The organism is Anaerosporobacter faecicola (genome assembly GCF_012070565.1).
GTDB classification, from domain to species: Bacteria; Bacillota; Clostridia; order Lachnospirales; family Lachnospiraceae; genus Anaerosporobacter; species Anaerosporobacter faecicola.
In genome coordinates, this window is the sequence record NZ_JAAQRO010000008.1 from 78,509 (window position 1) to 99,969 (window position 21,461).

General features: G+C 36.0%; 15 protein-coding genes and 1 pseudogene. 5 read left to right on the plus strand and 11 right to left on the minus strand.

All coding sequences use genetic code 11. The features are described from left to right. The first annotated feature begins 209 nt into the window (after positions 1-209). The 3 genes from HBB17_RS03600 (at position 210) to HBB17_RS03610 (ending at position 3,118) form a co-directional block, all read left to right on the plus strand. Positions 210-1,364, plus strand: coding sequence for an NAD(P)-dependent malic enzyme (locus tag HBB17_RS03600; protein WP_167956216.1), 1,155 nt, complete (start codon positions 210-212; stop codon positions 1,362-1,364). A gap of 234 nt (positions 1,365-1,598) precedes the next feature. Beyond that, positions 1,599-2,576, plus strand: coding sequence for a TIGR01212 family radical SAM protein (locus HBB17_RS03605; RefSeq protein WP_167955818.1), 978 nt, complete (start codon positions 1,599-1,601; stop codon positions 2,574-2,576). Further along, a complete protein-coding gene (locus HBB17_RS03610; RefSeq protein WP_167955819.1) occupies positions 2,558-3,118 on the plus strand; it encodes a DUF4364 family protein in 561 nt (186 codons plus the stop codon). Before HBB17_RS03605 ends, HBB17_RS03610 begins: the two co-directional genes overlap by 19 nt. A gap of 404 nt (positions 3,119-3,522) precedes the next feature. Here the strand turns inward: HBB17_RS03610 and yihA are convergent. From yihA to HBB17_RS03650, 8 genes and pseudogenes are all read right to left on the minus strand, one after another. Beyond that, positions 3,523-4,092: pseudogene (yihA, locus tag HBB17_RS03615) on the minus strand (ribosome biogenesis GTP-binding protein YihA/YsxC); the annotation flags it as partial. 139 nt (positions 4,093-4,231) lie between these two features. Further along, complete coding sequence (lon, locus tag HBB17_RS03620; RefSeq protein ID WP_167956217.1) at positions 4,232-6,550, minus strand: endopeptidase La; 2,319 nt, start codon at positions 6,548-6,550, stop codon at positions 4,232-4,234. A 92-nt stretch (positions 6,551-6,642) separates the two neighbouring features. Beyond that, positions 6,643-7,935 (minus strand): ATP-dependent Clp protease ATP-binding subunit ClpX, encoded by a 1,293-nt coding sequence (clpX, locus tag HBB17_RS03625; RefSeq protein WP_167955821.1) that lies wholly within the window; start codon positions 7,933-7,935, stop codon positions 6,643-6,645. Between the two features lie 112 nt (positions 7,936-8,047). Next, positions 8,048-8,632 (minus strand): ATP-dependent Clp endopeptidase proteolytic subunit ClpP, encoded by a 585-nt coding sequence (clpP, locus tag HBB17_RS03630; RefSeq protein ID WP_167955823.1) that lies wholly within the window; start codon positions 8,630-8,632, stop codon positions 8,048-8,050. A gap of 91 nt (positions 8,633-8,723) precedes the next feature. Further along, complete coding sequence (tig, locus tag HBB17_RS03635) at positions 8,724-10,010, minus strand: trigger factor (protein WP_167955825.1); 1,287 nt, start codon at positions 10,008-10,010, stop codon at positions 8,724-8,726. 241 nt (positions 10,011-10,251) lie between these two features. Continuing rightward, complete coding sequence (glmM, locus tag HBB17_RS03640; RefSeq protein ID WP_167955827.1) at positions 10,252-11,601, minus strand: phosphoglucosamine mutase; 1,350 nt, start codon at positions 11,599-11,601, stop codon at positions 10,252-10,254. 501 nt (positions 11,602-12,102) lie between these two features. Beyond that, entirely contained in the window at positions 12,103-12,327 is a 225-nt protein-coding gene (locus HBB17_RS03645; protein WP_167955829.1) for an alpha/beta-type small acid-soluble spore protein, read from the minus strand. A 441-nt stretch (positions 12,328-12,768) separates the two neighbouring features. Beyond that, positions 12,769-14,286 (minus strand): methyl-accepting chemotaxis protein, encoded by a 1,518-nt coding sequence (locus tag HBB17_RS03650; RefSeq protein ID WP_167955831.1) that lies wholly within the window; start codon positions 14,284-14,286, stop codon positions 12,769-12,771. 223 nt (positions 14,287-14,509) lie between these two features. Here HBB17_RS03650 and HBB17_RS03655 point away from each other — a divergent pair, with 223 nt between their 5' ends. Continuing rightward, the gene (locus HBB17_RS03655) at positions 14,510-15,769 is read left to right on the plus strand and encodes an alanine/glycine:cation symporter family protein (RefSeq protein WP_238483663.1); all 1,260 of its coding nucleotides are present in this window, start codon (positions 14,510-14,512) and stop codon (positions 15,767-15,769) included. Positions 15,770-15,787: 18 nt separating this feature from the next. Here the strand turns inward: HBB17_RS03655 and HBB17_RS03660 are convergent, their stop codons facing one another. After that, the gene (locus tag HBB17_RS03660) at positions 15,788-16,345 is read right to left on the minus strand and encodes a DJ-1 family glyoxalase III (RefSeq protein ID WP_167955833.1); all 558 of its coding nucleotides are present in this window, start codon (positions 16,343-16,345) and stop codon (positions 15,788-15,790) included. A 522-nt stretch (positions 16,346-16,867) separates the two neighbouring features. Here HBB17_RS03660 and HBB17_RS03665 point away from each other — a divergent pair. Then, complete coding sequence (locus tag HBB17_RS03665) at positions 16,868-18,481, plus strand: CTP synthase (protein WP_167955834.1); 1,614 nt, start codon at positions 16,868-16,870, stop codon at positions 18,479-18,481. 416 nt (positions 18,482-18,897) lie between these two features. On the opposite strand, the gene HBB17_RS03670 is transcribed toward HBB17_RS03665, so the two are convergent. Beyond that, a complete protein-coding gene (locus HBB17_RS03670; RefSeq protein ID WP_167955835.1) occupies positions 18,898-19,443 on the minus strand; it encodes a DUF4303 domain-containing protein in 546 nt (181 codons plus the stop codon). A 25-nt stretch (positions 19,444-19,468) separates the two neighbouring features. Then, a complete protein-coding gene (locus tag HBB17_RS03675; protein ID WP_167955836.1) occupies positions 19,469-21,418 on the minus strand; it encodes a beta-galactosidase in 1,950 nt (649 codons plus the stop codon). Positions 21,419-21,461: the final 43 nt, after the last annotated feature.

Below are 21,461 nucleotides of genomic sequence, written 5' to 3' on the forward strand. Positions count from 1 at the left end.
TTATTATTATGATAACAGAATTGAAAGGTCATGCTTAATAATGTATAAAATATCATGACCGCATAACCCAAAAGCATTGAAGTTAAGCCTTATCTGGGTTGATTTTGAGTGTTTTCCGCATTGTAATATTATTTACATATTGCATTCACAAGCAGTCGAATGATTGTTTATGGAATATAGAACAAGGAATGAAAGGACGATTTACTGCTATGACAACCAACGAAAAAGCACTTTTGTTACACGAAGAATGGAAGGGTAAGATTGAAACCGTTTCAAAATGTACGGTTAAGTCAAGAGAAGACCTTGCAGTTGCCTATACACCAGGCGTTGCAGAACCTTGTAAAGTAATCGCAAAAGACAAGGAAGAAGCGTATAAATATACAGTTAAATCCAATATGGTCGCTGTTGTATCAGACGGTAGTGCTGTTCTTGGATTGGGTAATATTGGTCCATATGCTGCTATGCCAGTTATGGAAGGAAAAGCTGTACTTTTCAAAGAATTCGGAAATGTCAATGCCTTTCCAATCTGTCTTGATACCCAAGATACGGAAGAAATCATCAAAACAGTAGTAAACATCGCTCCTGCTTTTGGTGGAATCAACTTGGAGGACATCAGTGCTCCTCGCTGTTTTGAAATCGAAGAGCGTTTGAAAAAATTACTCGATATTCCAGTCTTTCATGATGATCAACATGGTACCGCTATTGTTGTATTAGCTGGTATCATCAATGCTCTAAAAGTAACTGGAAAACAAAAAGAAACTTGTCAAGTAGTTGTAAATGGTGCTGGTTCTGCTGGTATTGCAATAACAAAACTTCTACTTACGTATGGATTCAAGAACATCATAATGTGCGATAAAGTTGGCATACTATGTAAAGGTGCGCAAGGCTTAAACTGGATGCAAGAACAGATGATGGATGTAACAAATCTTTCCCACCGAACAGGTTCTTTAGCGGATGCTTTAAAAGGTGCTGACATATTTGTTGGTGTATCTGCACCTAATATCGTTACTAAGGAAATGGTAGCTAGCATGAATACCGATTCAATCTTATTCGCTATGGCAAATCCTGTTCCTGAGATCATGCCTGACCTTGCAAAAGAAGCCGGCGCAAAAGTTGTTGGAACAGGTCGTTCCGATTTTCCAAACCAAGTAAATAACGTTGTTGCATTCCCTGGCATCTTCAAAGGTGCTTTAGAAGGACGTGCTACTCAAATTACAGAAGAAATGAAATTAGCTGCTGCTGAAGCGATTGCAGGCTTAGTTGATGAAAAAGATCTTAATGAAAATAACATTATGCCTGAAGCCTTCGATCCTAGAGTTGCTGAAGTCGTTAGTAATGCAGTAAAATCACATATAAAACGCTAATTTTTTCTTCTTAGTCTATATCGTTTTACTCCTATTTTTGACTTGTTATGTATTCACATTTCACGTCTGATTCTGTGATCTATATCTCAAACTTCATTTACTTTATGCAACATTGTTACTCCATTTCAATTTTGTATATAGCAACTGAGGTCTGAGGTAAGGAGGGAGCGATTTTACTTTATCCCCCAATTATAATCCATACCAATTTTAGTTAGATAGGAGCATTCTTTGAAAATGAAACAAATGTGGAATGATAAACGATACCATTCCTTTGATTATTACCTAAAGAACCAATTTGGTCGTAAACTGTATAAACTTTCTTTAGACGGTAATATGACGTGTCCAAACCGTGATGGCACTTTGGATACAAGGGGTTGTATCTTCTGCAGTGCAGGTGGCTCTGGAGATTTTGCTGCAGACGTTACCTTATCCATAACCAAACAGATTGAAGAGGCCAAAGAAAAGATTGCCCATAAAGTAATTCCTCAAATTGGCGTTTCACAATATATTGCTTATTTTCAAGCGTTCACAAACACATATGCTCCTGTTGATTATCTTAGACAAATCTTTATGGAAGCCATTCACCACCCAGATATCGCGGTTGTGTCCATTGCAACACGACCGGATTGTCTCGGTCCTGATGTTCTAGCATTATTGGCAGAACTTAACCAAATCAAACCCATCTGGATTGAACTTGGTCTTCAGACAATTCACGAAACATCTGCCAAACGAATTCGAAGAGGCTATCCGTTGTCTACCTATGATACAGCTGTAAAGAATCTTCGTGCTCTTCATATTGAGGTAATCGTACATTTGATTATCGGTCTTCCATATGAAACCAAAGAAGATATCCTAAAATCCGTTGATTATGTATCCGCAAGCGGTATTCAAGGAGTTAAACTACAACTGCTCCACGTTCTAAAAGATACCGATTTAGTGCATTATCTTGATACAATGCATGTATTAACGCTTGAAGAATATATATCGATTTTACTTTCCTGTATCGAACATCTTGATCCTGCTATTGTCATTCATCGCATAACTGGTGATGGCCCAAAAGATCTTCTTCTTGCTCCTCTATGGAGTGGTAACAAAAAACTTGTGCTTAATACAATTCAACACTCTATGAAATTACAGGATTCCTGGCAAGGAAAGAATTGTATGCACGCAACCGTAACAAAGGAGGTAGTTACATGCAATCAGAAGCTTTAACTTTATATAAATTAATCATTTTATATATTCTTGAAAAAGTTGATTTTCCTCTTTCCAATGCACAGGTTTCGAATTTTATCCTCGAGAAAGAGTATACGAATTACTTTACCATTCAACAGGCTATATCCGAATTAATTGATTCCGAGTTAATTCTATGTGAAACAATTCGTAATACAACGCTATACAAGTTGACAGAAGCCGGACAGGAGACATTAGAATATTTTAATTCCCAGATTTCTGATGCCATAAAGAAAGACATCGTTGATTATCTCAAGGAGAACAAATATACATTACGCGAAGAAGTATCGACTCTTTCTGATTATTATCAAAGTAAACCAGGTGAATATCTGGTACGCTGTCAAGTGAAAGAGAAGGATAGTTCGGTTATTGAACTTACTTTAACCGTTCCTTCCGAAGAAGAAGCTTCAACAATCTGCAATAATTGGCGCGGTAAAAGCCAAGAAATCTATTCTTTCATAATAAAATCATTAATAACACGGAAAACTACTGATGATTCAGAACACATAGATGATAAACTATGATAAACACACTTTGCGAGTTTATCAAGTTATCGCGGCAGTCGCCAAGGTCTCAAGTAAATTTGGACTTTGGCTCTTTGCTCGCGTAAATAAAAAAGTTGCAATCCAATATTTCTTACGTTTATTGGATTGCAACTTTTTCTCATTTGATATCAACTTACTTCCGCTTATACTAACATATCAACTTATTTCCGCTTGCATACATTTTAATTTATAAAACAAAATGTATTCCTATTATGATTCTCCTTCTCAATCAACCACCATTACATCAATTATTCTTCTTCCCTATATGCTTCATGGGATACACTTTCTTCCTTGATGGATTCTGTTTGTGGCTCATTCATTTCCCGTTCCTGCTCAACTTGTGATTGGGCGTATTCTTCATCAAAACCACCCCTCATTGTAAACTCAATCAACTCCATGATTTCATCTCTTCCTTGTTTTGTTACAGATGAAAATGGAATAATCGGGGTCCCATCTACTGTATTGAGTGCCTTACGAATGATCTTAATCTGCTTGTCTTTCTGGCTTCGATTGATCTTATCTAACTTGGTTGCGATAATAACCGGATTATATCCATTATGAACAATCCAGTCGTACATGTTCTTATCGTTAGCAGAAGGCTCATGTCGAATATCTAAGAGCAGGAAGATAATACGTAATTGTTCCGATGTACGAAGATATTTTTCAATGAGTTTTCCCCATTTTTCTTTCAATGCCATTGATACTTTCGCATAACCATAACCAGGTAAATCCACATAATATAATTCATTATTGATGTTATAAAAATTAATCGTTTGTGTTTTTCCTGGCTGAGAAGATGTTCTCGCATATGCCTTACGATTCATGAGTGCATTAATAAGTGATGATTTTCCCACATTCGACTTTCCTGCAAAGGCAATTTCAATCTTATCATTCTTTGGTAATACACTTGTTACACCACAAACGGTCTCTAAGTTCACACTTTTTACATGCATAATTACTCCTATCCGCACCGGTCTCCCTGCATGCTGAAACACTTTCTATCAACGGTAATATGAAAATTAGGACGACGGCTCCAATTTGAATCCGTCTCAAGTAGCGAATTAGTTAAATAAAATATAATCCGTTATCGCCTTACTTAACAAATGCGTATGATAACACATCATCCATGGTATCGACAAACTGAATTTCAATTCCCGTGGTGATTTCTTTTTCCAACTCTTCTATATCACTCTTATTTTTCTTAGGAACAAGAACTAATTTCACCTTTGCAGCCTTCGCAGCTAATATTTTTTCTTTCAATCCACCAATTGGAAGCACTCTTCCTCGTAACGTGATTTCTCCTGTCATAGCAAGATCTGCACGGACTTTCTTTTTTGTAATAGCAGATAACATTGCTGTTGCCATTGTAATCCCTGCTGATGGTCCATCTTTTGGAACCGCACCTTCTGGTATATGAATATGAATGTCGTTCTTCTCGTAAAATTCCTTCTTTATACCGTACTGCTCGCTAATAGAACGAATATAGCTGATTCCTGCTTTTGCAGATTCTTTCATAACATCACCAAGTTTACCTGTTAATTCAAAGTTACCTTTTCCAGGCATAACATTAACTTCAATCTGTAAGGTATCGCCGCCAACACTTGTCCAAGCAAGACCGCGTACAATTCCAATCTCGTCCTCTTTATTAATCTCATCAAATGAATATCTTACTTTTCCAAGATAATGTTCAAGATTTTTATCTGTTATCTTTACTGATTTTTTCTTGTCCTCTAATATCTCTCTTGCAACTTTTCTACAGATTTCACCAATCTTTCTTTCCAAGTTACGGACACCAGCTTCTTTCGTATATCCACTAATAATATGGCTGATTGCCTTATCGGATATGCTTAACTGCTTCACATTCAAACCATTTTTCTCAATTTGTTTCTTAATAAGATGTTCTTTCGCTATATGTTCCTTTTCATTTTGCGAATAGCTGTTTACTTCAATCAATTCCATACGATCCAGCAATGGTCTTGGAATTGTCTGAACAGAATTTGCTGTTGCTATGAAAAGTACTTCCGAAAGATCAATTGGTATCTCTACGTAATGATCCACAAAGCGTTTGTTCTGCTCGGAATCTAGTACTTCTAATAATGCAGAGAACGTATCCCCTTTATAGTCATTGCTTACTTTATCAATTTCATCAAGTAACATCAGAGGATTCTTAACACCAGCATTTTTTAGTCCCATCGCAATTCTACCTGGCATAGCACCTACATATGTTCTTCGATGTCCTCTGATTTCCGCTTCATCTCTTACACCGCCAAGACAGATTCGTACATATTCTTTGTCTAAAGCTCTTGCAACAGATTTCGCAATGGAAGTCTTTCCTGTACCTGGTGGACCAACAAGACAGATTATTGGACTGTCTCCTTTTTTTGTAAGGCTTCGAACAGCAAGGAATTCAATGATACGATCTTTCACCTTCTTCAAGCCATAATGATCCTCATCCAAAACCATCTTCGCATTCTTAATGTCTTTTTTATCCTTACTTACTTTATCCCAAGGTAACGCTAATAAACTTTCAATGTAACCACGTACTACTGAACTTTCAGATGAATTGTTTCCGATATTTTTATATCGTTCAATCTCTTTTTCAATTTGTTCTTTTACTTTTTTTGATGCTTTTAATTTTTTTGCGCGAGCCAGAAATTCTTCTGCTTCTGTGGAAGAATCCTTATCCCCAAGTTCTTCACGAATGATCTTGAGTTGTTCTCGCATAATATATTCTTTCTGATTTTTATCAACTTTTTCTTTTACTCTTGCTTGAAAATCTTTTCGAATTCTTAGAATCTCAATTTCATTCGTTAACGCTACACAGGTTTGTTCATAGCGTTCTGTTACATCACATACTTCTAACAAATCTTGCTTCACATCATAACTGAATGAGATATTAGTTGCAACCAAATTCAACAAATGAGGAAGATCTTCATCTAAGAGCATTGTTTTTACCAAATCCTTACTTAGACGCGGATTCTCCATTGCATATACTTCAAGCACACTCTTAATTCCTCGAAGATACGCAGTAAGTTCAATCTCCGATAGCTGTTCCATACCTGTATCTTCTTTTTCTTCCACATCACCGTAAAGATAAGATTGATCGGTATAGAATTCACAAACTTCGCCACGTTGTAACCCTTGTACCATAACCCTTATTACATCTCCAGGTAATTTGATCAATTGTTTGATTTCTGCGATAGTACCGATATGGTAGAGATCTTCAAATGTTGGCTCTTCCACATCTGGATCTTTTTGCATCAACAGAATAACCTGTTGATCTTTTTCCATCGCCGTTTCGACTGCCTTGATGGTAATCTTACGATTAATATCAAAATGTATTAATGTATCTGGTAAGATTGTCATTCCACGCAAAGCTACGATCGGCATTGTTCTACGTATATTCGTCATACTTTCTCCCATCTTTTAATATGAAAAGTCCACTAAAGTATTACCTTCAGCAGACTTTTATGAATGATCTATTATTTTGATTCCATTACCATCTAGGCAATTTCATTGCTATTTTTCTTTGGAAGTCGCTTTGTCGTCGTTTTTTTCGTAGCTCCTTCTTCCGAATAGATTAAAGTTGGTTCCTCTAATCCTTGTGCTGCAGCTTTTGTTATAATGCATTTTGCAATTTTACTATCAGAAGGAATCTTATACATAGAATCCATCATAATTGATTCCATAATTGCACGTAAGCCTCTGGCACCTGTTTTTCTTTCGAAAGAACGCTTTGCAATCTCACGTACTGCATCTTCTTCAAATTCCAATTCAACACCATCTAATTCAAACAATTTTCTATATTGTTTTACGATTGCATTCTTTGGTTCTGTTAAGATATGATAAAGCGCATCTTCATCTAGTAAATCAAGACCTACACTAACTGGTACACGACCAACAAATTCAGGGATTAAACCAAATTTAACAAAATCTTGTGGTAAGACTTGTTTGAATAGTTTACCAATGTTCTCTTTGTCAATCGCTGCAATCTCAGCATTAAATCCAATGGATTTATTACCAATTCTTGATTCAATGATCTTCTCCAAACCATCAAAAGCTCCACCACAGATAAATAAAATATTGGATGTATCAATCTGTATGAATTCTTGATGTGGATGTTTTCTACCACCTTGAGGAGGCACATTAGCAACCGTACCTTCTACGATTTTCAATAATGCCTGTTGTACACCTTCTCCAGATACATCTCTGGTAATAGAAGTATTCTCTGATTTTCTAGTTATTTTGTCTATTTCATCGATATATATAATACCGTATTCTGCTCGTTCAATATCATAATCTGCTGCTTGTATTATTTTTAAAAGTATATTCTCAACATCTTCACCAACATAACCTGCTTCTGTTAATGTTGTTGCGTCTGCAATTGCAAATGGTACATTAATCAGTTTTGCAAGTGTCTGTGCAAGATATGTCTTTCCTGAACCGGTTGGACCTACCATAATGATGTTACTCTTTTGAAGTTCCACATCAAGATCCTTTTCCGCTAGTACTCTTTTATAATGATTGTACACGGATACTGCTAATACCTTCTTTGCTTCATCCTGTCCAACTACATATTGATCTAGAAAGTCTTTGATCTCTTCTGGTTTTAATAGATTGATTCCATTCTCTTGAATCGTATCGTCAAATTCTTCTTCAATAATTTCTGAACAAATCTCAATACATTCATCACAAATATATACATTTGGTCCTGCAATTAGTTTTCGAACTTGATCTTGCGTCTTATTGCAAAAAGAACATCTCAATTGTTTTCTGTCATCTGCTCGATTAGCCATGCAATACACCTCCATTAAAGCAAGTATAGTTGCTGCCATACCCCCTTCAAAAGGTTGTTATGGCATACGATTGCATCTGCATGCATTCTACAACTATTTTGCTATATCATTCCTACTGTCTACTTGTAATTATACTATCAATTAGGCCGTATTCTTTAGCTTCTTCTGCAGTCATATAATTATCACGTTCTGTATCAACTTCAATCACTTCTACAGGTTTTCCTGTATTCTGAGCAAGAATTTCATTTAATTTCTTTTTCGTACGTAAGATATTCTCTGCAACAATTTTAATATCAGTTGCCTGACCTTTTGCACCGCCACTAGGTTGGTGGATCATTACTTCCGCATTTGGAAGTGCATATCTCTTACCTTTTGCTCCACCAGCCAGAAGAAAAGCTCCCATACTAGCTGCCATACCCATACAAATTGTAGATACATCGGACTTAATAAACTGCATCGTATCATATATAGCCATACCAGCAGTTACAGAACCACCTGGACTATTGATATATAAGCTTATATCTTTTCCTGGATCTTCGGCTTCTAAGAATAATAACTGTGAAACAATCAGACTAGCAGATACGTCTGTAACTTCTTCGCCTAAAAATATAATTCGCTCTTTCAAAAGACGAGAATAGATATCATAAGATCTTTCTCCTCTACTTGTCTGCTCAATGACATAAGGCACTAAACTCATAAGTAATCCTCCTTATCTTTATTACTCCTATATCGTGGAAATGCTGATTTCATATCAAAATCAGCATTTATTAGAATAGAATTTATTATTATTATGCTTCTACAGAAGCTTCTACTACGAAGTCAACAGCTTTTTGAACAGCCATATCCATCTTCATTTGTTCTTTTTCTGCATCACCAAGAAGTTCTTTTAATTTAGCAACTTCCATCTTGTACATTTCAGCCATCTTTTCGATTTCTTTATCTAAATCTTCTTCAGAAACTGTGATGTTTTCTGCTTTTACAATCGCTTCAAGTACTAATCTGCTTTGGATACGTTTTTCTGCTTGTGGTCTCATTTGTTCGAATAATTTTTCTTTTGTAAGACCTGTGAAGCTGAAATATTGTTCAACAGATAATCCTTGTTGTTGTAATCTTTGTGCAAAATCCTCTGCCATTTGTCTAACTTGTGTATCGATCATTGCATCAGGAATTTCCATTGTTGCATTCTCAATGATTGTTTCAATGATCTTATCTTCTTTTTCATTCTTTGCAGAAGCAACTTTCTTCTCTAATAAAGAAGCTTTGATATCTGCTTTGTATTCATCAAGAGAATCAAATTCAGAAACATCTTTTGCAAAATCATCATTTAACTCTGGTAATTCTTTAGCTTTGATCTCTTTGATTGCTACTTTGAACATTGCTGGTTTTCCAGCTAATTCAGTTGCATGGTATTCTGCTGGGAATGTTACATTAACTTCAACTTCATCTCCAACTTTCTTACCAACTAATTGGTCTTCGAATGTATCGATGAAAGAATGTGAACCAAGAGTTAATGGATAAGCTTCTCCTTTTCCACCTTCAAAAGGTTGACCATCTACAAAACCTTCGAAATCGATCGTAACAACATCTTTTAATTCAGCTGCACGGTCTTCTACAGTAATTGTTCTTGCATTTTGTTCTCTTACTTTATCTAATTCAGCAGTTAACTCTTCTTCTGTTACTTCTGTATTTGCTTTTTCAACTTTTATTGCTTTGTAATCGCCTAAAGTTACTTCTGGTTTAACAGCAACTTCAGCTGTGAAGATGAAAGACTTTCCTTTTTCGATTTGTACTACATCGATTTGTGGTTGAGATACGATATCTAAACCGCTTTCTTTAGCTGCTTCTTCATATGCAGTTGGAATGATTGCATTAGCTGCATCTTCATAGAATACTCCAACGCCATACATCTTTTCGATGATTGCTCTAGGAGCTTTACCTTTTCTGAATCCCTGAATAGTCATTTTTCCTCTATTCTTAAGGTATGCTTTTTGGATTGCAGCTTCGAATTCTTCTGCTGTAGCTTCAATAGTAAGCTTTACCATGTTTTTTTCCAACTTTTCAACTTGTAAACTCATTCTAAGATTTCCTCCTGTATTTAACACTTTCCTTATTAACTGTATTCACAGTTTCGTACATTGCAAGCAATTGATTTTGTGCATTGCTATGATAGACTTCGTCTATTTTTCTATATACAAAATCACTCTTGCAAATGAAGTGATTTTGTGCATTGCTATATTATATCATATATAATTGGTAATTACAAATTAATTTTCTTGACAAATCCTCAATCTATTAGCTTTTGGGTTCTTCTTTTCCTTATTCAGCTTTTACATATCCTTTGTCTTTTAGAATGTCAATTACTTCATAAACACATTTTCTACACTTTTCTTCTGTCTGTGCTTCTACCATAACACGTAGTACCTGTTCTGTTCCACTTTCTCTTACCAGAATTCTTCCTTCATTTCCCAGTTCCTGTGTAATCTTTTCAACTGCATTTTTCACATCTTCATCGTTCTTTGCTGTTGGTTTATCAAAAACTTTTACATTAACAAGCAATTGTGGATAGATCTTGACTTCGCTCGCTAGCTCTGATATCTTTTGTTTCTTCTCTAACATAACTTCCATTAATTTCAAAGAAGTTAACACACCATCTCCTGTGGTTGCATGTTTACTAAAAATGATATGTCCAGATTGCTCGCCACCAAGGGAATGTCCATTGGTAATCATATTTTCATTCACATATTTATCACCAACTGTTGTTTTTTCGTACGCAATCCCCTCTCGATCAAAGGCTTTATACAAACCAATGTTTGACATGATGGTTGTTACAACGGTATCGTTATTCAATTCCCCGCGTTCTTTCATATATGTTCCACATAGATATAAGATTAAATCGCCATCTATAATATTACCTTTATCATCTACTGCCAAGCAGCGATCTGCATCTCCATCATAAGCAAAACCAACGTCTAAGCCTTGCTCAACAACATATTTTTGTAAAACCTCTATATGTGTAGAACCACAATTTGTATTAATGTTGGTTCCGTCTGGTTCATTATTAATCACATATGTTTTGGCTCCTAATGCATCAAAGACACCCTTTGCTACGGTAGTAGCAGAACCATTCGCAAGGTCTAACCCTACTTTCGTTCCTTTGAACGAACGAGTTGGTAAAGACATTAGATAGCCTATATAACGATGTCGACCAACAGAATAGTCAATCGTACGGCCAATCTCTGCGCCTGTCGCTAAAGGTAATTCATCTGTTTCTTTGTCAATATACTCTTCGATCAATTGCTCTACTTCTGCTTCTAATTTATACCCATCTGCGTTAATTACTTTAATTCCATTATCATAATATGGGTTATGACTGGCAGATATCATGATACCACAGTCAAAATCTTCACTTCTAACTACATAAGCAACACTTGGTGTTGGCGTTACATGTAATAGATAAACATCAGCACCACTTGCTGTTAAACCTGACACCAATGCATATTCAAACATATAACTGGATCTTCTGGTATCCTTACCAATTACAATCTTCGCTTTGTGATCCTTACCAAAGTAGTAACCCAAATAACGTCCTACTTTATATGCATGTACAACTGTAAGATCAACATTCGCCTCGCCACGAAATCCATCCGTACCAAAATATTTCCCCATTTCAATCTCCAATCCCGCATGTCAAAAATGCGCATAACGAACCTGTATACCGAAACAGTTTCGCTATCTTTCTCTATTTATTATCTATTTTATTCTATGATGAGAGCATCAAAAATATATGATACTCTTACGATATCTTGTTTTATTGTATTCTAACATATCTGATTTCTATGTCAAGATTTTGTGTTGTATAAAAAAATGGTATACAACCTAACTTATTCTTTCTTAATGTCTTATGTATTCTATCTGTTATGTTTGAGGTTACCCCTGGTGGCAATCATTGAAAGTGTAAATTTCCACAAAAAAACATCACCAAATACGTACGATTGAGGCAATTGATCATTTCTTCTCTCATAGCACTAAGTAAAGCCGATACATTGCTGTAGGTGCTTTCTCAACACAATCATAAATACATGGCGATGTTTCTTTTTTTTATGAAGCTACACGAATAATACGATCAAGCTCCACTAATTGTTACTTGAGACTGGTTGTCTCGATCAATTATTGACCTGAAGAACCACCTGACATTGATTCTTCTTGTTTCTTGATCATCTGACGTACCATTTCTCCACCAACAGAACCATTTTGAGCACTTGTTAAGTCTCCATTATAACCTGCTTTTAAAGGTACTCCAAGTTCTGATGCTACTTCCATTTTGAATCTGTTCATAGCTTCTCTTGCTTGTGGAACTTCCATTCTGTTAGAACCGCTGTTATTGTTTGCCATAATAATGCACCTCCGTGGTTAAGATAGGACTGACTTCTTGTGAAATCGTCCGTTGGTAAGTTACAGACGTTTGATGTCTGTACTAATATTGTGACCCAGATTGCACAAATTATTATGGTAAGTTATGGACTTATTAATAATACAAAGAGGAAAAAAATCTAGTTTCATACGCAATGAAAAAGCATGATTTCCTGCCTCAAAACAGACTTTTGGGTTGGTACTATCATCTTAATATGATACGAACCAACCCTTGTCTTAGTGATTTTTCTGAGGATATTCTGCACTTGAATACACCTATTTTTCATACACTATGCGATAAGCGGCTACTAACAAACGCTTATCCAGGCCCGTTCTCAAAAACATCCTTTTCAAAACGTTGCATTTCACTGCTCATCTTACTACTAGTATTACGCGAAAATCCTCATTCTATTCTAGTCAAGCTTATTTTTCAAGATATTTATCTAAGCCTTTTGCTGTTTCAATCAATTGCTCTAATAACTCTCTTGCATTGGATGAATCTTCTTTACTAACTTCGCTTACTTCTTCTCCTTGTTGTGCACTGGCAAATACTTCTTCACTTGCCGCTGATAATTGGCTAATATTATCTACAATAACTTGATTTGATGTAGATAATTCTTCTAATTTTGTATCAACATTGGAGATGTCCTTCGATAACATCTTCATGTTTTCATTTACTTTTTCAAAACTCGTTGACGTATCTGTAATAAGAGTGCCTTGTTCATTGGATACTTCAATATTCTCTTTTACCGTTATCAATGCATTGGTTGCTTCGTTATTTAATTCTTCAATAATCTTTGATATGTTCTCTGTTGCTTCTCTTGTCTGCTCAGCTAATTGTCTAATCTGATCAGCTACTACTGCAAAACCTCTACCAGCTTCTCCAGCTCTTGCACTCTCAATTGATGCATTCAAAGCCAACAGATTGGTTTGACTAGAAATAGAGAAGATCATACTTGTAATATCTTTTACTTGTTGCGTCTTCGTATGAAGTTCATCCATGGATTTTGCTACTACTTCATTGGTCTTTGCTACTTTATTTGCATGTTCCTGTAATTGTGTCATTTTATAAAGGTTTTCAGAAACCACTTCCCCAGATTCATTGGCTACTTGCACCATCTTTTTTGATAATTCAACAGTCTCCGTAATAGATTCCTGAATGGTATTCGTCATTACTGTCTGTTCCTGAATGCTATCCGCTGTTACTTGTGTACTTGAACTGATTTCTTTTACCGCACTTCCAACTACACCGATTGAATCGGATAATTTTACAACTAATTGATCGGATTCGATGGCACCAACCTTTACCGCTTCCGCAATATGCAAAACTTCATCTAACATCACTTTTTGCGCTTGTTGTTCATCTTGAATTGCATGAAGTGCATCATGATTAAACAAATGTCCAATTGCAGTACATCTTACAAGCATAACAACCGTTACGATGTACAGATAGCTCTGTGCAATCAACGCTATATCCTCTGCTGGAATTGCAAACCGAACCACGTTAATGACTACAGGAATTATAGAAATGATTGCATAGACTGCCATGATTCGTTCACGAAAATACAAGATCAACACAAGGAAAATTATAATTGTGGCATATAACAAATAATAACTATTTTCAGATATTAATAAAATTGAGTATATTGCCAAAAAGCATATCGTAGATATATGCTTGATTTTCTCATACATTGGCATCTTAATCAACATAAAAATATCAATTCCTATATTGATTACAATCAATGCATACACAGCAACAATAATAGGGTTATCCGCAATCTTTCCTTTGTACTGTATGATTGTCATAACGATGATTGTTATATACAGTATTATCGTCGAAATAACTATGCATTGGTTTAAGACCTTCTCTCGTTCTTCTTTGTCCTTAAATTTCCTTTCTCTTTTCGTAAAAATCTGTTGTGTACGATTAATTTCGTTCATATCCTTCTCCCATCTACACATAAAACATAAAGAAAAGCAACCCCTTAAAAATCTTTTCCTGTTTACGTGATAATCTATCTTTTTGCATGTATCAATCTATCATATTCCCCTTAAACATTTCATACATTATGTTAATCCACTTTCATTCGAATAAAGAGGGTATCTCATGGATGTATTCTTTCAATTCATCAAGCACTGTAATCAATTCATTTGGGGACTTCCAATGATTCTACTATTACTTGGAACACATCTGTTTTTTACGATTCGTTTACGATTTGTTCAAAAATACACGTTTCGAGGGATCCGCTTTTCCTTACAATCGGATTCCAGTAAAGACGGTGATGTCAGCAGTTTTGCCTCTTTAGCGACAATTCTCGCCGCCACCTTAGGTACAGGTAACATAATCGGTGTATCAACAGCTGTAGCTTTAGGGGGGCCTGGTGCCATATTTTGGTGTTGGATTACCGGAATATTTGGTATGGCAACATCTTATGCAGAATGCTACCTTAGTATAAAATATAGAAAAAAAACACCAACTGGCAAATATGTTGGTGGTCCAATGTATGTTCTAGAGCAAGGGCTTCATTCGAAAACACTTGCTGTTATCTTCAGTTTGTGTACGTTAGCCGCTTCTTTTGGTGTCGGTTGTACCACACAAGCCAATTCTATAACCACCACAACATCTGCAACCTGGAATCTATCCCCCATCACGATAGGTTTCCTTTCTGCTTTACTATGCGGCTTTGTCATCATCGGTGGCGTCAAAAAGATCGCCACCGTATGCACACGACTTGTCCCTGCTATGGGTGCATTTTATGTATTGAGTTGTTTTCTCATCCTATTTCTCAATCGGCACTATCTAATACAAGCAATTCAACTCATTCTCTCCTCTGCTTTTTCAAGCAAAGCAGCGACTGGTGGATTCATTGGAAGTACAATTCTTCTTGCTGCACGACATGGTGTCGCCAAAGGTTTATTCACAAATGAAGCTGGTTTAGGATCTGCTGCAATTGCTGCTGCAAGTGCTCGCACCAATGATCCAAGACGACAGGCTCTCATTTCTATGACTGCAACATTTTGGGATACTGTTGTTATGTGTGCCATTACCGGGCTGGTGATCATCAGTAATATTCTTCATCACCCAGAGTCAATTACACAAGTAAATAATGCTGAGTTAACAACAGCTGCCTTTGCTATTATCCCCTATGGTAAGATTTTACTTAGCTTCTCCCTAATTGCATTTGCAATGGCTACCTTAATCGGTTGGTCTTTCTTTGGTGAAAGTGCAGCATATTATCTCTTTGGCGAAAAAGGAATCAAATTCTACAAAATATGCTATATCGTAATGGTATTTATAGGTGCAGTCATGTCCTTGGATCTTGTTTGGGAACTATCTGATCTTGTTAATGCTTTTATGGCATTCCCGAACCTTATCACATTGTTACTGCTCTATAAAATAGTACCTAGATACCCAAATGAATAATATCCTTATATAAGAATCTTATTGCTTAGACTGATATACAACTGATTTTGCAATACTATCAGCTAATTCTTTTCCTTCTAATTGTTCTACTAAAGCCAATGAAAATGCAACAGAGGATGACATTGATCTACCTGTTACGATGGTACCATCAACAACTGCTTCCTCATCTACAATCGTAGCACCTTTTAACTTATCTTCATATCCCGGATAACAAGTTGCTTTCTTACCATTTAGTAATCCCATATTGCCTAATATACTAGGAGCGGCACATATTGCAGACACATATTTACCATTGTCATAAAATTTTTGTATTAATTTTTGTAATGGTTTGCTTTCTGCAAGACGTGTTGTTCCTGGCATTCCACCTGGTAAAACTAACATATCGATTGCTTCATAATTTACATCATCAAAAAAACGTTCTGTTACAACAGCAATTTTATGTGCTCCATATACTTCCTTAATTCCCTTCATAGAGACCAAAGTAACATCAATCTTAGCACGACGTAGAATATCTACCGTGGTTAATGCTTCAATTTCTTCAAATCCATCTGCAAAAAAAACAGCTACTTTTTTCATAATTAATCCTCCATAATATTCCTGATAAATATTGTCAAGCGTATTATTTATTACCCTTCTATAATAACACAATTTTTTTTATAAGGGAATAAATTCTCAATAAGAAATATTGTTTATTTGCACTATTTTTATAATTACTTTCTTCCTTTTTCCAAGATTAAAATTTTCATTAATAATTTTGTTTGTTTCTTACTTTTATTTCTTTCAAAACCTTCTTCATTTTTTCCCAAATCCCCACAAATGACTTAACAAATCAAAGTTAAAATCTGCAATACTTAACAATAGAAGTTTTTACTCGAAAGTCAGGAAAATAGCTCCATTTTACGTTTTTTTTTCTAGATTTCTATAATTCATTAATGTATAATGTTTTGGTTAATGTTTTGATTTGAGTATTTTTATTTTTCTATTTAGATGCTCAAATGAATTTAGAAAGTCGTAGTTTATGTTTGTGATAATTACATCATTTACTATATTGCACAATACAACATTTCGTTGTATTGATACGTAAAAGGAGGAACAATTATGGCTGTCAAGTATGTATTTGTAACTGGTGGTGTTGTATCAGGTCTTGGAAAAGGTATCACAGCGGCTTCTTTAGGTCGATTACTAAAAGCTCGCGGATATAAAGTTACCATGCAAAAGTTTGACCCCTACATCAATATCGATCCAGGTACCATGAATCCCATCCAACATGGGGAAGTTTTTGTTACAGATGATGGTGCTGAAACGGATCTCGACCTTGGTCATTATGAGCGGTTTATTGATGAGAGTTTGACAAAGCAATCCAATGTAACAACAGGTAAAATCTATTGGTCTGTTCTTTCTAAGGAAAGAAGAGGTGATTTTGGTGGAGGTACCGTACAAGTTATTCCCCATATCACGAATGAAATTAAAAGTAGATTTTATCGTAACGATGGTTGCGATGAAACACAGATAGCGATCATTGAAGTAGGTGGCACAGTAGGTGACATTGAAAGTCAGCCATTCTTAGAATCAATTCGTCAATTCCAACATGATATTGGTCGTGAAAATGCTATTCTTATTCATGTTACTCTCATTCCATACCTAAGAGCTTCTGGCGAAATGAAAACAAAACCAACCCAAGCAAGCGTTAAAGAATTACAAGGTATGGGAATTCAACCTGATATTATTGTCTGTCGTACGGAAGTTGCTCTAGAACCTGGTATCAAAGATAAGATTGCATTGTTTTGTAATGTCCCAAGCAAACATGTTATGCAGAATCTGGACGTGGATACACTTTACGAAGCTCCTCTTGCAATGGAAGAAGAACATCTTGCGAATATCGCCTGTGAATGTCTGAATCTTCCTTGTCCAGAACCAGATTTAGCAGAATGGGAATCCATGGTGCACGCATTAAAGAATCCAACAAAAGATGTTACCATTGCTTTAGTTGGTAAATATACCGCTTTACATGACGCATATATCAGTGTTGTTGAAGCATTAAAACATGGTGCTGTTCCCCATCACGCTTCCGTCACAATCAAATGGATCAATTCAGAAGATATCACACCTACTAATGTAGTGGAACATCTACATGACGTATCTGGTATAATTGTACCTGGAGGTTTCGGTAACCGTGGTATTGATGGTATGATCTACGCGATTCAATATGCTAGAGAGAATAAAATTCCTTATCTCGGATTATGTCTTGGTATGCAATTAGCAATTGTGGAATTCTCCCGCCATGTGATCGGATTCGCTGATGCACACAGTGCTGAATTAGATCCAAGTACCAACCACCCAGTAATTCACCTTATGCCAGAACAAGATGGCATTGAGGATCTAGGAGGAACTTTACGTTTAGGGTCTTATCCATGTGTATTAAAAGCGAATACCAAAGCACATGAACTCTACGGAACAACAGAAATTTGTGAGAGACATCGTCATCGTTATGAAGTAAATAACTACTACCGTAATGATTTTATGAAACATGGTCTCGTATTATCTGGTCTTTCTCCAGATGGCCGTATTGTAGAAATGATTGAATTAGACAACCATCCATGGTTTGTTGCAACACAAGCGCATCCAGAATTCAAGTCAAGACCAAATCGTCCACATCCATTATTCAAAGGATTTATTGGTGCGGCGCTAGCCAAACAGGATCAATCATTATAAAGATTAGGGTGTCACAAGCCCTTATTAAAACTTTCTTTCGTTAATTTGCACAAACACTAGCTAATCTCATGTAATACAGGACATAGTTTGATGAGCAACTGTATGAAGTCGTTGGTACTTTGGCTCTGTAGTTTAGAGCCTTATGTACCACTACGAACTTCAGCGGGGCGAGAGCGTGTTGCGATTGAACTATGTCCTGTATTACATGTTAAACAAACTCAAATTGTGCAAATTGACTGACCTCAAAATAAATAAGGGCTTTTGACACCCAAACCCTATAAAAAAACAATTTTCAAAAAAATGTCAAGATCTTCTTACTTCTTTCTTGACATTTTTCCATTGAAAATTGTTTTTTCTTACTATAATATGTATTAACCCATAAAACTTACTAAATACTTATTCCCCTCTACCACAATTCATTCCACAAATGCTTGTCTATATTCAGCAATCACATGTTCTTTCGGATTTAAACTTGCATAGATAGCGATCATTTCTTCTTCATTATAATAATCCCTTACATAGAAGTTAAGATTAATATACGAATATTGTTGATAAATCGGATGGGTCGAAAATTGTTTCATAACCTCTATCCCTACATCAAATATCATTTTTTGAAATTCATGAAATTCTTTGCGAACGGTTATTCCATCGTTTTCAAAGAACTCATAACTTCTCAATTCCATTTCTCGTTGTAGCATCTTACTTAACTCTTCAAATTCTTGATTTGCACCACTAAAGATTTCCCATTCATCTTCATTGTATTTAAAATAGCAGTAATCCTCTTCTCCTTCATCAGAAAACAAGTTGAGATATTTCGTCGTATTAGCAGCTATTCCTATACTAGTGAGATCTGAAGCACACTCTAATGTAAATGCATAAACCCCTTTGTTCTTCTGTATTACTTCTACAAATGCTTTTTCAACTGCATTAACTAGTTTTATCTGAAATAGATCTATCTCCATTCTTCTCTCCCCCAAGATTATATCCTTATGAACGTAAATCGATCACATGAAGATCAAAGGGCTGTAATTCAAACGGCTCTTGGTCAACAATATTTATCTTTTGTATATGTGATGTATTGTTGAATAGAAGCATGTATCGGTGATTCAAATCCTCTCGTATGCTTCGTTCAACGCCATCTGGTAAATCTTCCATTCTCTCCACAGTTGTATCCCGGAATACTTCCATCATAAAATCATAATAAAAATCTCGTTCCAATATAGTACCTATGTAATATATTGTCCCTTTTCCGTATGTGTTTTGTGTTATTGCAGCCTTTCCCTTGTAAAAGTCTTCCCCGTAAACCCCAAGGACTTGCGCCGTATCTTCTTGTAAAATATCGGCCCATTGACTGCACGTATAACAGTTTCCATTCCTCATCTGTACAATATTCTTACTATCTCCCAAGGCATCATATTCCTCCACATATGCACCTACTAATGGCGCAAATGGACCTGGTAGATTTTCCATAACACATGCATTGGTTTCATCTTTTACTCCTGTTCGATTCGTTAAGATGAGTTTTCCACCATTTTCCACAAAAAGAGTTAAGTTATCCACTACTTTTTGTGAAGCAATGTAGATCGTTGGTGCAATTATAACTTCATAACCAGATAAATCTTCCGTCATATTAATTATATCAATTCCTGCACCCGTCCGCATCACACCATTATGGAATAACTTTAATTGACTATAATAGTGAAATCCTTGTGCCTGTTGCTGGAATTTGAATGCATTATCCTGTTCATGAGAAAATAATAATGCAACTTTATTCTTAATAACAGTTCCCTCTAAAAATCCTAATTGATCATGAACAGTTTCACAAAGAGAACGAAATTCTTGGTATCGCCTTCCTTGTACATTATTATGATCTAGGATTCCATGCCAAAACATCTCCGCACCTTTCATTGCACTACGCCACCGAAAATGTAGTATAAGGTCAGCACCTCTAGCAATTGCTTGTAATGCATACCCCTTTACCATATTCGGTTTCGGTGTTCTACAAATAGGCATCCAGCATCCAGGTGCCCCACTGAGCTCCTCCATAATACAAAAGTTCTTACGCTTAATTCCTCTCGTTAGATCCAGATGAAATGCATGACTATAGATTTCTTCTTTTCCATCAGGAATTACTGTAACTGGATAATTATCATACGAAGCATAGGAAAGATCTTGAAACGTGTTATAGAAATCCGGTGTCATATTCCCTAGATACATATTCGTTGTAATAGAGGAGGTTTTGTCAAATTCACGAATACATGCTGTCTGTAAACGAACAAATTGTTCCATGGACTCAGATGCAAATCGATAATGGTCCATTAAAAATCCTGGATTTAACCAATGTTGTTGTTTTCCCATTGGGGGCTTTACTTGCGACCAGTCACTATATTCACCGCTCCACATTGCTGTCCCATAGGTTTTATTCATTTGTTCCAATGAACCATATTTCAATTTAAGCCATGTTCGAAATTTTTCTGTACATGCTTCACAGGTACAATGATAGGCTTCCAATTCATTATCTATCTGCCAGCTTACAACTGCTTTCGATTTTCCATAATGCTCTGCCATCTTACTTACAATCTGTTTCGTTTTCTTGATCATTGATGGACTATTATAACAACGATGTCCCCGTATACCGATTGTTACTTTATTGCCATATTCATCACACATCACAGCATCTGGATACTTCTCATAAAGCCATAACGGTGGACAATTGGTTGGAGTTCCTAGGATCACCTCGATCCCCTTCTCTTCCAAAAGTGCAATTACCTCATCAAGCCATCCAAAATCATACACTCCTTCGGTTGGTTCAAGTCTACTCCAAGCAAACTCTGCAAGTCGGACAACTTTAACGCCAACTTCAGCCATTTGGGTAATGTCGTTCTTCCATAACACTTTGTCCCACTGTTCTGGATAGTAATTCACCCCAATTTTCATATAGAATGGTCTCCTTTATATTATTCCTTTTGTCTTTTTCCAA

Coding starts and splice junctions, on each gene's coding strand:
- HBB17_RS03600 (WP_167956216.1), top strand. CDS start 210: ATGACAACCAACGAAAAAGCACTTTTGTTACACGAAGAATGGAAGGGT.
- HBB17_RS03605 (WP_167955818.1), top strand. CDS start 1,599: ATGAAACAAATGTGGAATGATAAACGATACCATTCCTTTGATTATTAC.
- HBB17_RS03610 (WP_167955819.1), top strand. CDS start 2,558: ATGCAATCAGAAGCTTTAACTTTATATAAATTAATCATTTTATATATT.
- lon (WP_167956217.1), bottom strand. CDS start 6,550: ATGACGAATATACGTAGAACAATGCCGATCGTAGCTTTGCGTGGAATG.
- clpX (WP_167955821.1), bottom strand. CDS start 7,935: ATGGCTAATCGAGCAGATGACAGAAAACAATTGAGATGTTCTTTTTGC.
- clpP (WP_167955823.1), bottom strand. CDS start 8,632: ATGAGTTTAGTGCCTTATGTCATTGAGCAGACAAGTAGAGGAGAAAGA.
- tig (WP_167955825.1), bottom strand. CDS start 10,010: ATGAGTTTACAAGTTGAAAAGTTGGAAAAAAACATGGTAAAGCTTACT.
- glmM (WP_167955827.1), bottom strand. CDS start 11,601: ATGGGGAAATATTTTGGTACGGATGGATTTCGTGGCGAGGCGAATGTT.
- HBB17_RS03645 (WP_167955829.1), bottom strand. CDS start 12,327: ATGGCAAACAATAACAGCGGTTCTAACAGAATGGAAGTTCCACAAGCA.
- HBB17_RS03650 (WP_167955831.1), bottom strand. CDS start 14,286: ATGAACGAAATTAATCGTACACAACAGATTTTTACGAAAAGAGAAAGG.
- HBB17_RS03655 (WP_238483663.1), top strand. CDS start 14,510: ATGATTCTACTATTACTTGGAACACATCTGTTTTTTACGATTCGTTTA.
- HBB17_RS03660 (WP_167955833.1), bottom strand. CDS start 16,345: ATGAAAAAAGTAGCTGTTTTTTTTGCAGATGGATTTGAAGAAATTGAA.
- HBB17_RS03665 (WP_167955834.1), top strand. CDS start 16,868: ATGGCTGTCAAGTATGTATTTGTAACTGGTGGTGTTGTATCAGGTCTT.
- HBB17_RS03670 (WP_167955835.1), bottom strand. CDS start 19,443: ATGGAGATAGATCTATTTCAGATAAAACTAGTTAATGCAGTTGAAAAA.
- HBB17_RS03675 (WP_167955836.1), bottom strand. CDS start 21,418: ATGAAAATTGGGGTGAATTACTATCCAGAACAGTGGGACAAAGTGTTA.